Consider the following 10,983-nt stretch of genomic DNA (forward strand, 5'->3'; position numbering starts at 1 on the left):
AAACGAAACTCAGCGACATCGTCGCCGGTTACGCATTGCACGGAAACCCCAGTTTTGAGACAAGGCCTAGCCCGACGCGCAAGCGAGGGGGAGTAAACGACGTTCGGCGTTCGGCGACTATTCCCCTCGCTTGCGCGTCGGGCTAGTGTAGCGGATTCCGCGTCAATACTGTGTTACGGCGTCTCAACGGCCGCGTCGCTCGGCGCGAACTTGCGCTCCACGGGATCGAGATCGACGGAAACATTCGTTACATCCGCCACGACTTCCAGTGCCACGTCCAAGTCCCAAATTCGACGCACATTAAGATAGTACGGCCCCTGCGCGTGCGACTCCGGCAAGTTCAGCAGCTCCAGCTTGTCGATGCCCGACTCAAACAGCGCCGCGTACAACGCGTTCACGCCCATGCGTCCTTCACCGGTCAGGTTCAGCTTTGCAGATTCATCGCTGCCAGACTGCAGTTGCTTCACAGCCTGCACCGCACGGCGTATATCGAGCACTTGCATGCCGTCGAGCGTTTGCCCCAAGAGGTAGAACCGCCGCTCGATGTGCTTTCGCGCCGTCGGATCACTCGTCCAGCGCGAACGCCCGACGCCCCGCGGGCAGCAGAAGACCATTGCGGTCGGCGACGTCCTCATTTCGCCGAGAACGGAATCATCCTCTGACTCAGGCAAGTCCGCTCCTTCAAATGCTTCAGGAAAAGAGCGGCCGAAAGTAGACAATTGTCGTGACCATCCTGTTTCGTCGGCGACGAGCAACATCGCCTCGCGCGGAAATGCGTCCTCATCCTTGCGCAGCACATAGAGTCGAAGTGAGACTTCGGAATGGACGTCGTAGTCATAGGCCTCCAACCGAACGCCGTCCCGCTTCCACACGCCCGCCAGCGACAGGTTCAGAGGCAAATCATCCCCCGGCCAGCCACGAAAGCATTTCTCCTTCAGCTCAGCCAGCCAACGTTCACGTTGCTGGTTCCACGCGGCCTGGCTTTCAAACTTCTCCGGCGGCGCAGCGAGTTGCACAAATTCCTCGGCAATCCGCGTGTTCCGTTCGTCCTTGGGCAGCTCGCTAAAGACGCGCAGTTGCTCCGGCTCGAAGTACTTCTTCGTCGGCTCGTCGATCAGCGACGCATCGCCGTCCTTGAGCGCATGATTGAACCAGCGAAACGCCGGCACTTGCAGTTCCTGCGAGTCGACGTGACCGCCGGTCGTGATGACGACGCCAAGCGCTTCCTCGGCGTCTTCGAGCTTGTAGATCTCCCTCACGCGGTTGTGAATCCGCATCACGCCGTCGAGCGGGAAGATCGAGTCGCGGTCCGTGTTGGCGATCAACAAATTGCGCGGCGCGGCCAGCGCCGCCACCGTGGCATAGTCCCAGCCGTAGGTGTTGACGAAGTACATGCAATCGCAATGCCCTTCGACGCAGCCGTTCACGACGTGGTCCTCCAGATCGGTAATGCCTGCCACGGGCACTGAAGCGCGAATCCGGTCGTCGATCGCCGTGATCCACCAGCTATACGCCCCACCGCCGCTGCGCCCGGTGACGCCGAACTTGGTCGCGTCAACCTCGGGCCGCGTCTCCAAGTAGTCGAGCGCGCGAACGCAGTTCCACGCTTCTACGCCTGCCGGCGTGTATCCGTAGTTCAACCATTGCCATTGGTCGTAGCGATACAGCCCGTGATGCATGCCGGGGATTTCGCCCAGTTGCAACGTGTCGAGCACCAGGCACACATAGCCATGCCGTGCGAACCAGGCCCCGTGATGCTGGTAACCAACTTTATTCCCAAAGCTGACGTTCCCCTTCGTCACTTCGCTATGCCCGCAGACGTAGAGAATCGTCGGCAAGGGGCGCTCGATCTTGTCCGGCAAATACAAGTTCGCCGTGACGTACAACTGCGGCTGCGATTGAAAATGCAACTTCTCGACGCGAAACCCATCCCCTTGCACGACGCCGGTCACCGTCGCGTACAGTTCCGTGCGCTCCGGGAGCGGGTCGAGCCCAAGCATCTCCAACAACTGACGCCGCAAAATCGGCTGCCGGCGCCGCCACTCCTCGACGGATTTAATCCCCTGCAACTCGCCGCCGGCCAACCGCGCCGTCTCCGCTCGGAAATAGTTGGCTAGCATGCGATCGCCAGGCAGTTCGCCGGTCGGTTCCGCGGCGGGCAACAAGTTGGGCGTGGATAACAGGCATAAGAACGCCGTCGCGATCACATGAAGTCGCATGGAACACCGATTCGCGGAACAATGGGGCGCGAAAACCATGCGAATAGGTTAACGCCGCGACACGCCACACGCCACACGCCGGTCCCAGACGCAACACTAGCCCGTAGCGCCAGCGAGGGAGAGATGACGTCGCCGATAGAGTGAACGAATACGCCGAGTAAGCGCTCGCATTGCGATGCGGAGGGAGTATCGGCGTTCACGTCCAGCGATCACCGGCGTCCGCTCTCCCTCGCTGGCGCTACGGGCTGGTGCGGGGACGCCCCTACGGCAAATCGAACATCGCCGGCAAGATGCGGCTCTCGCGAAGCTGCTCCAGCAATCGCCCGGCGACCGGAATCCAGAGATACAGCGCCGCGCTCCGGCATTCCCGAGCCAGCGCCGGCACGTTCACTTCCACGCGTTCCGGCGTACGCAGCAGCCAGGGCCGGGGGAAAAACCGTGGAGTTTCCCGGCAATAGACAAGGTACGCCGGGCCAAATTTATGCGCGAGCCGCCGCTCTTCATCAAAAATCGTCATACCAAGGTACACGGCCGACGCCGCCAGCGCGCCAACCATGAACGTCAGACTCTGCAACAGCAGCGTAAACGCCACGAGCATCAGAAACGTGCCGAAATAGAGCGGATTGCGGCAAACCGAATACGGGCCATCCGTGGAAATGGCCTGCCCCTTGCGCCCGCCAATGTAGGCCGCGGCCCAAAACCGAAACGCGGCCCCTGCAACGAAACACATCCAGCCGCCGATCTCGATTTGCAATTCGGCCCAAGAACCGTTTGGCCAATGGGGCGCCGAGCAAATGGCCAACGCCAGGAACGGAGCGAGGATCAGCAGACCGATCGTGCCACGCGATTTAATCCACAGACTGCGAGGCGGAAGCGAGACGGCGTGTACGGCGGTGGGCATGGGAGAGGGCATGGGAGAGGACAAAAGGAGTGAAGGAGTTTCCGTTGCCGTGCATTTCTAGTCACCTACTTCACCTACTAACTACTTCACCTACATCACCTACTTCCTCAATACCTAATCACCCGTCGCCACAGCCACCACCCGATGCCCAGGAACAGCACGTTGCCGCTCCACACGATGTACGGCGGCAAGGCGCCTTCCTTGGCGTTGTTCACGCCGAAGGCCAACATCGGGTAGTAAACGATTAGCACCGGCAGGAAGCAGGCGAAAAAGTTGCTGAGCAATTCGCCATGCGCCCAGCGCATCGAAAGCGTCATGCCGACCAGCACGAAGCACAGGCAACTAAAGCCGTTCGACCAGCGTCGATGCGGCTCCGTTTTCAGGCGCGCCAACTCGCCAGTGAGGTAGCGATGCGTTTCGTGATTGACGTTCCAGGACGGACTGGCGAGACCCGCAAAATCTCCGGACAACATCTGAAAGGCAGCCTTCGACGCCCGCTCGTGCTCGAACAGTTCCAACAGAGTTTCCTGCTCGGCAATACGCTCCGGAATGCGATGCAGCGGCAACTGGGCGGGATGCCCGGACTTTTCCTTTTCGCGGCTGAAATCGCCAAGTGGAATTTCGCTGACCTCGGTGCCCGGAAACAGATAACTCCCCTCGCCGTCGACGCTCACCTCGCCGTTATGCAGGATGATCCGCAGCGACTTTTCCTCGCTGTCCAGATTCGAGTTCAACTCCGCCCATTCCGCCATAATCGTGATCGGAGGCGTTTTTCCGTTCGCCTGGAAGGTGACGATCGGATGCATTAGCCGCCGGCCTTCGACCCCCTGCACGACAATCGACAAGCTCCGCGTGCTGTAGCTCCCCTCGCGCTTCAGCATTCCATAGGCGATTTCCTCGGCCGCTTCAATTACCACGCGCTGAATGCCATTCAGGCCCCAGGAGACGGCGATGTCGTTGATCCAGACCGTGCCCAGGCTGAGGATGAACCCAATGACCATCCCCGGGACCATCACCACCTTGGGGCTGACGCCCAGCGATTTGAGGGCCACGATCTCGTTCGAGGCCGCCATCCGCCCGTAAACGCTGCAGGCCGCGAACAGAATCGTGCCCGGCACCGTGATTTTGAGGGCTTCCGGCAAGAAAAAGGGGAGAATCCGGGCAACCTGGTTAAGCCCCAGCCCCTGATCGACGGCCTCCTTGGCGATGCCAAAGATCATCAACATCGCCGTCATCGCCGTCAGCACAAGGCAAAACACCTTGAGCAGCTCGAAGACGACATGGCGCGCGAGAATCCCCATGGCGCGGGAGTTTGGCGAAGCTAGGCCGCGCGGTCAATATCAGTTGAAGCCGCTCGCACCGCAGGCCGCCCGCACGCTAAGCTACGCACTTCATTCCGGCCAAGGACAGGATGCGTCATGCTCAACGGCTTCAAGGCGGTGGTCTACAAGGAGCTGATTCAGGTCCGCCGCGATCCCGCCACGAAATTCGTGTTCGTGATCCCGGTCATCCAGTTGATCCTGTTCGGCTACGCGATCGATACCGAGGTCCGCAACGTGCCGAGCGTCGTGTTCAATAGCGATCGCCGCGCGGCGAGCCGGGAGTTCATCGCCCGATTCGAATCGTCCGACGTCTTCGAATTCGTCGAAGAGGCCGCCGACGCCGCTGGCGTCCGGGAAGCGATCGTCGCCGGTCGGGCCAAAGTCGGCTTGATCATTCCGCCCAAGTTCTCGGAAGATCGCCTCAATGGCCGCCCCGCCCAGGTGCAGGTGCTGATCGACGGTTCCGACAATACCGTCGCGAATCAGGCGCTATCGGCCGCGAACGGAATCGCCGTCGACGTGGCGATTCAAGCGCAAGACGCCATGACCCTCGCGCCGCAGCGGATCGATCTCCGCCCGCGCGTGCTGTTCAACGAAAACATGGAAACGTCGAACTTCTTCGTCCCGGGGCTCGTGGGAATTATCCTGCAACTCACCACAGTATTCCTGACGGCTTTCAGCATCGTCCGCGAGCGCGAGCGCGGCACGATGGAACAGCTGATGGTCACGCCGGTCTCGCGCTGGGCATTGGTGTTGGGCAAAGTGATCCCATTCGCGCTGATCGGCTCGATCGTCACGATACTCGTGTTGACCCTGATGGTCTTCGTCTTCGGCGTGCCGATCGTCGGCAGCAAGTTCGTGCTGCTGAGCTTGTCGGCGTTGTTCTTGGTCCCGAGCCTGGGCCTCGGCATCCTGATCTCCACGTTGGCCAACAATCAGGCCGAAGCCAGCCAACTCGGCATGTTGATCATGCTGCCGTCGATCTTGCTCAGCGGGTTCGTCTTCCCCCGCGCCCAAATGCCGCTGCCGATTTACGCGATCTCCTGCCTGGTCCCGGTCACCTATTACATCGAAATCCTCCGCGGCGTTATCTTGCGCGGCACGCAGTTCTATCAACTCTGGTTCCCCACGACAGTCTTAGCATTTTTCGCCGTGGTGATCTTCACGACCGCGACGCTACGCTTCCAAAAGCGGATCGCGTAAAACAGTCAGCACGAGGATTTCACCACGGAGACACGGAGACACGGAGACACGGAGGCACGAGGCCAGTTTGAAGTGTTCAGTTTTCAGTGGGAACGTGGGGCCCAGGTACTGAAAACTGAAAACCGAAAACTTCAAACTCCAGTCCCAGTGAACCCTTCCGGACAGCGGCCGTTGTATCGTGCCACGTGGTATCCTTAAAATAGACGCCAGCGGCCACGTCGGCTCCTATCCACCCTAATATAAACTGCGACACGATGGCCGAGGACCACTACGCGACGCTGGGAGTCAAACGGGACGCCTCGCAGGCTGATATTCAGAAGGCCTACCGGGAGATGGCCCGCAAATACCACCCGGACCTCCATCCCGACGACAAAACCGCCAAGAAAAAATTCCAGGACGTGCAAAAAGCCTTTGAAGTGCTTAACGACACCTCAAAACGCGAGATGTACGACCGTTACGGCAACTCCTTCGAGCAAATGGGCGCCGGCCCGGGTCCGCGACCCGGCGGTGCGCCCTGGCCGGGAGGTCAGCCAGGCGGCGGCTCGTTCGAAGAAATCGATATCTCCCAACTCTTCGGCGACAGCTACGGCCAGGACACGTCCGGCGGCTTCGGCGACATTTTCAACCAATTTCGCAGAGCGAACAAGAAAGGCCGACGACCGTCAGGGCCGGAGCCGGTGCGCGGTGGTGACCTGGAAACCGAATTAGAAATTCCCTTCGCCACGGCCGTGACGGGCGGCGAAGCACAGATTGCGCTCCGCCGCTACGACGGTCGGACGGAAACAATCACCGTCAAGATTCCGGCCGGCATCGAAGAAGGCAAGAAAGTGCGTGTGCGCGGCCAGGGAGAGCCCGGCCCCGGCGGCGGCCAACCAGGGGATATCTTCATCCGCATTCGCGTCGGGCCGCACCCGAGCTTCGTACGTCGCGCCCAGCATCTCAACGTCCGGGTGCCAATCACGCTATCGGAAGCTGCACTCGGCGGCAAAGTCGACGTGCCGACACCCTGGGGCGTCGTGGCGTTGCGGATTCCGCCCGGTTCATCGAGCGGTCGGAAGCTCAGGCTCAAGGGGCACGGTTTGCGCCTGAAGAACCAGGAGCCAGGCGATCTATTTGCCGAATTGCAAATCGTTCTGCCGGAAAAGTTCGACGAAGAAAGCGCGGAGCTCATTCGTCGGTTGGAGCAACATCAGCCCACGCCGAACCCGCGGGCCGATTTGCGATGGTAAAACACGCCGCCGAACAAAGCGTCGTGGCGTACCTGCTGTTTGGACAATTGATCGAACGATTGCCGCCGCTCACCCGCGCTCAGTTGCTGATGGCACTGCTGGGACTCGTGTTACTCGGCCTGACGATGATCCTCTGCATCAAGCTCGGCGGACGTTATGTGCGCCGTCTGAGTCGCGCAGGAGTTTCACCGACGAAGCCAGTCGAAGATCGATGGCATCGCCAGCCACTCTCGCCCAGGGCGGACGCGCGTGACGACACCCCGATCTAACCCTGGCGAAGTGCGGCAAACATTGCCAAAGGAAGCGCGTCTGCGCCACTCGGCCGATTTTGACCGCGCATACCGGCACCGCCGCAGCGTCTCGGACCAGTTGTTGATTCTCTACGCGCGGCCGAACGATTTGCCGAACACCCGACTAGGCCTCTCGGTCTCCCGCAATGTCGGCAACGCCGTCCACCGCAATCGCTGGAAACGCCGCCTCCGAGAAGCTTTCCGCCTTATGCGCCACGAGCTGCCAGGGGGACTGGATCTCATCGCCATCCCACGCAGCCCGGAGCCGCCACAACTCGACGTACTCAAGTCATCGCTACTGCGGCTAGCGCGCCGCGTGAACAAACGGGCGCGAGAAACTCGGACTAGCCCTCCGCCACGTCCACATACACCTTGAGCGCGCTCTGGTCTTCGACCAGCAGCCGCATCATTTCCTGGTAGTTGTCCAGGCCGCGGACGGGCGTCGTGAGGATCTTCTTGATCACGCCCGGCCAGGTGACTTCGCCGACGGCCAGGTCGCGGATGCCCATTTCAAAGTGATCGCGGTTGGCGTTCACGCTACCCACCAACAACTTGTTGCCGAGTACCCAATCGAGGTTGACCTTATCCCCGGGCACTTCGATGTGGTTGCGCCCGCCAGTGATGCTGGTCCAGACCAGCACGCCGTTATGACCGAGCACTTCCATCGCGCCGAAGGCAATGGCGCTGGAGCCGGTCGCGTCGATGATCAAGTCCGCCTTGCCGACTTCCTCGGAAAGCTGCTTGATCGATTTCTGTTTGGTACTGACATAAGTGGAGCCCATTCCAGTGACGATTTCCGATTTCAAATTCGGCGCTTCGCCCCGGGCGACGGTATACACCTCCAGATTGCGCAACCGAAGAATCAGAGTCGTGAGCAATCCGATCTGCCCCGCGCCCAGCACGTACGCCACGCGCGGACGCCAGACTCTCAAACGGCGCTGAACTTCGAAGGCCTGCTGGACCGCCTTGGCGGCGCAGCTCATCGGCTCCGCCAGCACGTGCAAGTGCTTGAGCCCGACTGGCATTTGGACGATGAATTCGCAGTCGTCAACGATGTATTCCGTCAGGTACCCGTGCAGCAGGTTGATGCCGCGCTCGTAGTACGTCTCCTCGCTGGTCATGTCGGAAGTGCCGATCTTGTCGTAGATCGACCCGCCTGGGCGCCGAACCGTCGCGGTCACATAGTCGCCCGGCTTCACGTTGCGGACATTCGGGCCGACGGAATCCACGATGCCGAAGAACTCGTGTCCCAGCACCAGGAAGTCGAAGCCGGGGGGAGAGTTCCCGTACTGCGCGTCGTTGATTTCCTTGTCCGTGGCGTCGACGCCGACCTTCAAGACGCGAATCAACACGCCCCGGCCGTCCGGCACGTCGTCCAGCTTGGGCTTCGGCAGGTCGGCCAGATGAACGCTGTTTTTCTTTCCGGGACGAACGGCAATGGCTTTCATGGGCGCAGGGTATCAATTCTCGACGCGACCGCCGGAGCCGAACCGGGCCCTCAGGCAATCGTCGTCTGTGGATGGGCGATCAACGTAAACCGAACCGGCCCATAATGTAACGCCGCTGACAGAGGCCCGGCAAGCGGGTGCGAAACCGGAGCTTGACGGTCGTTCCTCTGAAAAGCTGTTATGATAATGTGGGGAAGCAGGCAGTAGCCGATTAGGAGACCGACATGACCTTCCAAGGCATCGTTCAGAACGGGCAGATCATCATCGCCGGCGACAGGCCGTTGCCCGAGGGGGCGGCTGTTGACGTGCATGTGGCAGGGCCGAGTATTCCCTTCTCGAGCTCCGGCACTAGCTGCGAGCCGCATGGCGGGAGCGTTGCGCCCAGCGCACAGATCGAGGGGAACCAAGAATGCGCTGACAGCGATTCCGCCAGTCCCATCGCGAAGATGCTGCCATCCCTGATCGGCTGCATCGATGACTTGCCCGAGGACTTTGCGGAGAGGCACGACCATTACCTTCATGGCCGAGATTGCGTATGAACATCGCTTTCGCCGACACTTTCTATTTTATTGCCTTGCTAAGTCGTAGGGATCGCGCACACGCTGAGGCGATCGAATTTGACGCTTCCTACCTTGGGCGTATCGTGACATCGGATTGGGTACTTCTGGAACTAGCCGATGCTTTCTCCGCCGTGGACAATCGTCAGCGATTCGCGACGCTATTTGACTTTGCTGCGATCTCCGAAGGATACGAGGTAGTGCGAGCCTCCGACGCCGACTTCGACGCCGGATTGCTGCTCTATCGAAGTCGATCGGACAAAGAATGGTCGCTGACCGACTGCATATCGTTTACGATCATGCATCGGCTTGGCCTCCACGATGCCATCACCGGCGACCAGCATTTCGCTCAAGCAGGCTTCAACATCCTCCTGCCGAGGATCGTTCCATGAATTTTCGCGGCGTCATTCGCAATGGGGAAATTGTGATCGACGGCGGCTTGCCATTTCCGGACGGCACGAAGCTGACGTTCGAGCTTCACATCCTTTCTGTTCCCGGCGACGCATCAACGTCAAATCATCCGGTTGCTGCCGACGATGTCTTGAAACCAATCGACTCCACCTCCCCACGACCTGAACCATGAAATCGAAACTCATGTTCTTCATCGGGACCATCGCCTTCGTTGCGTTGGTCAGCCAGCAGCGCGTCGTCGCTCAATCCCCCTTCGAGTTCTTCCGCGCCACCGCGCAGGCCGATTTCGTGCCGGAGAATGCAGAACTGGAAATCCTTTGGCAAGAGGGCGGATTCACCGAGGGCCCCGTCGCCGACGAGGACGGCACGATCCTTTTTTCCAATATCAAGATCGACTCCGAGGTCGGCAATCGCATCATGCGCTACCATCCCAAGACCGGCAAAGTCAGCGTCTATCGCGAACCCAGCGGCCAGGCCAACGGGCTGATTTTCGACGCGAAGCGCCGCCTCATCGCCGCCGAGGGCGCGGTCGGCGGTGGTCGTCGCGTGTCGATCACGGAAGCCGACGGCACGGTCCGCACGCTGGCCGACAAGTACGAAGGCCAGCGACTCAACAGCCCGAACGACGTCGCCGTCGACGAGCAAGGACGCATTTATTTCACCGATCCGCGCTACGTCGGCGATGAAGAACGCGAATTGGATTTCGAGGCCGTGTATGTCATCGGCGCCGGTGACAAACTGAGCATCGCCACGAAGGAAGTCCAAAAACCGAACGGCATCGTCGTTAGCCCCGACCAGAAAACCGTCTACATCGCCGACGCCGCGCCGGACGGCAATCAACAACTCTTGGCCTTCAAGGTCAACGACGATGGTACGCTCAAAGACAAGAAAGTCCTCTTCGATTTCGGCGAAGGCCGCCGGGGCATCGATGGCATGACCGTCAACGCCCGGGGAGAAATCTTCGCCGCCGCCGGCAAAGATGGCGCCTCGGCGATTTACATCTTCAGCCCGAAAGGCAAGCCGCGCGCGCTGATTCCGCTCCCCGCGCCGCCGACCAACTGCGAGCTCGGCCGCGGCAAGCGGGCGAACACGCTTTACATCACCGGCGAAATGCCCAACGGCAAGCATGGGCTTTATCGAATCAAATTGAACGATCGCCCGTGACCGCTACATGAACAAAGCGGTCAACCAGCACCTCCCGTTTCGCTTCGATGGCCCCGCGGACGATCAGCAGGTCTACGACGCCTTTCAGGATCTTACCTCGCCTCGTTAACCGGCGCTTCGTTGTCGATCAGGACGCTACGGCTGCGCTTCGCTGTCGGACGGCGACGCTTTCTCAAAGACCTATTCGATGAAGCGATTGACTTAAGCGTTGACATTGCGAGTGATGATGAAGACTGCCA

12 protein-coding genes are annotated in these 10,983 nt (G+C 60.3%); 8 read left to right on the top strand and 4 right to left on the bottom strand.

Annotated features, from left to right (window positions below):
• Positions 1 to 173: 173 nt before the first annotated feature.
• The 3 genes from SGJ19_18660 to SGJ19_18670 form a co-directional block, all read right to left on the bottom strand.
• Positions 174 to 2,219, bottom strand: a complete 2,046-nt coding sequence (locus tag SGJ19_18660) for an alpha/beta hydrolase family protein (protein ID MDZ4782272.1) — start codon at positions 2,217 to 2,219, stop codon at positions 174 to 176.
• A 262-nt stretch (positions 2,220 to 2,481) separates the two neighbouring features.
• Positions 2,482 to 3,120, bottom strand: coding sequence for an isoprenylcysteine carboxylmethyltransferase family protein (locus SGJ19_18665; protein ID MDZ4782273.1), 639 nt, complete (start codon positions 3,118 to 3,120; stop codon positions 2,482 to 2,484).
• Positions 3,121 to 3,227: 107 nt separating this feature from the next.
• Complete coding sequence (locus SGJ19_18670; protein MDZ4782274.1) at positions 3,228 to 4,421, bottom strand: LptF/LptG family permease; 1,194 nt, start codon at positions 4,419 to 4,421, stop codon at positions 3,228 to 3,230.
• A gap of 117 nt (positions 4,422 to 4,538) precedes the next feature.
• On the opposite strand from SGJ19_18670, the gene SGJ19_18675 reads away from it, so the two are divergent.
• The 4 genes from SGJ19_18675 (at position 4,539) to rnpA (ending at position 7,540) form a co-directional block, all read left to right on the top strand.
• On the top strand, positions 4,539 to 5,645 hold the full coding sequence (locus tag SGJ19_18675) for an ABC transporter permease (GenBank protein MDZ4782275.1): 1,107 nt from the start codon (positions 4,539 to 4,541) through the stop codon (positions 5,643 to 5,645).
• A 254-nt stretch (positions 5,646 to 5,899) separates the two neighbouring features.
• Positions 5,900 to 6,874, top strand: coding sequence for a J domain-containing protein (locus SGJ19_18680; protein ID MDZ4782276.1), 975 nt, complete (start codon positions 5,900 to 5,902; stop codon positions 6,872 to 6,874).
• The gene (locus SGJ19_18685) at positions 6,868 to 7,143 is read left to right on the top strand and encodes a hypothetical protein (protein MDZ4782277.1); all 276 of its coding nucleotides are present in this window, start codon (positions 6,868 to 6,870) and stop codon (positions 7,141 to 7,143) included. Before SGJ19_18680 ends, SGJ19_18685 begins: the two co-directional genes overlap by 7 nt.
• A 10-nt stretch (positions 7,144 to 7,153) precedes the next feature.
• Positions 7,154 to 7,540, top strand: a complete 387-nt coding sequence (rnpA, locus tag SGJ19_18690) for a ribonuclease P protein component (GenBank protein MDZ4782278.1) — start codon at positions 7,154 to 7,156, stop codon at positions 7,538 to 7,540.
• Here the strand turns inward: rnpA and SGJ19_18695 are convergent.
• Positions 7,509 to 8,612: a glucose 1-dehydrogenase gene (locus SGJ19_18695; GenBank protein MDZ4782279.1), complete on the bottom strand. Its 1,104-nt coding sequence runs from the start codon at positions 8,610 to 8,612 to the stop codon at positions 7,509 to 7,511. The two genes, rnpA and SGJ19_18695, sit on opposite strands and share 32 nt — an antisense overlap.
• 224 nt (positions 8,613 to 8,836) lie before the next feature.
• On the opposite strand from SGJ19_18695, the gene SGJ19_18700 reads away from it, so the two are divergent.
• The 4 genes from SGJ19_18700 to SGJ19_18715 are packed head-to-tail and all read left to right on the top strand — an operon-like array spanning position 8,837 to position 10,744.
• Positions 8,837 to 9,151, top strand: coding sequence for a hypothetical protein (locus SGJ19_18700; protein ID MDZ4782280.1), 315 nt, complete (start codon positions 8,837 to 8,839; stop codon positions 9,149 to 9,151).
• Entirely contained in the window at positions 9,148 to 9,561 is a 414-nt protein-coding gene (locus tag SGJ19_18705) for a PIN domain-containing protein (GenBank protein MDZ4782281.1), read from the top strand. Before SGJ19_18700 ends, SGJ19_18705 begins: the two co-directional genes overlap by 4 nt.
• Positions 9,558 to 9,752: a hypothetical protein gene (locus tag SGJ19_18710; protein MDZ4782282.1), complete on the top strand. Its 195-nt coding sequence runs from the start codon at positions 9,558 to 9,560 to the stop codon at positions 9,750 to 9,752. Before SGJ19_18705 ends, SGJ19_18710 begins: the two co-directional genes overlap by 4 nt.
• Positions 9,749 to 10,744 (top strand): SMP-30/gluconolactonase/LRE family protein, encoded by a 996-nt coding sequence (locus SGJ19_18715; GenBank protein MDZ4782283.1) that lies wholly within the window; start codon positions 9,749 to 9,751, stop codon positions 10,742 to 10,744. The genes SGJ19_18710 and SGJ19_18715 overlap by 4 nt, the downstream gene beginning before the upstream one ends.
• Positions 10,745 to 10,983: the final 239 nt, after the last annotated feature.

This window comes from Planctomycetia bacterium (assembly GCA_034440135.1).
Lineage (GTDB): Bacteria > Planctomycetota > Planctomycetia > Pirellulales > JALHLM01 > JALHLM01.

What these genes read in the sequence shown, in the direction of transcription:
- SGJ19_18660 (MDZ4782272.1), bottom strand. Translation starts at nt 2,219, where the DNA reads ATGCGACTTCATGTGATCGCGACGGCGTTCTTATGCCTGTTATCCACG.
- SGJ19_18665 (MDZ4782273.1), bottom strand. Translation starts at nt 3,120, where the DNA reads ATGCCCACCGCCGTACACGCCGTCTCGCTTCCGCCTCGCAGTCTGTGG.
- SGJ19_18670 (MDZ4782274.1), bottom strand. Translation starts at nt 4,421, where the DNA reads ATGGGGATTCTCGCGCGCCATGTCGTCTTCGAGCTGCTCAAGGTGTTT.
- SGJ19_18675 (MDZ4782275.1), top strand. Translation starts at nt 4,539, where the DNA reads ATGCTCAACGGCTTCAAGGCGGTGGTCTACAAGGAGCTGATTCAGGTC.
- SGJ19_18680 (MDZ4782276.1), top strand. Translation starts at nt 5,900, where the DNA reads ATGGCCGAGGACCACTACGCGACGCTGGGAGTCAAACGGGACGCCTCG.
- SGJ19_18685 (MDZ4782277.1), top strand. Translation starts at nt 6,868, where the DNA reads ATGGTAAAACACGCCGCCGAACAAAGCGTCGTGGCGTACCTGCTGTTT.
- SGJ19_18695 (MDZ4782279.1), bottom strand. Translation starts at nt 8,612, where the DNA reads ATGAAAGCCATTGCCGTTCGTCCCGGAAAGAAAAACAGCGTTCATCTG.
- SGJ19_18700 (MDZ4782280.1), top strand. Translation starts at nt 8,837, where the DNA reads ATGACCTTCCAAGGCATCGTTCAGAACGGGCAGATCATCATCGCCGGC.
- SGJ19_18705 (MDZ4782281.1), top strand. Translation starts at nt 9,148, where the DNA reads ATGAACATCGCTTTCGCCGACACTTTCTATTTTATTGCCTTGCTAAGT.
- SGJ19_18710 (MDZ4782282.1), top strand. Translation starts at nt 9,558, where the DNA reads ATGAATTTTCGCGGCGTCATTCGCAATGGGGAAATTGTGATCGACGGC.
- SGJ19_18715 (MDZ4782283.1), top strand. Translation starts at nt 9,749, where the DNA reads ATGAAATCGAAACTCATGTTCTTCATCGGGACCATCGCCTTCGTTGCG.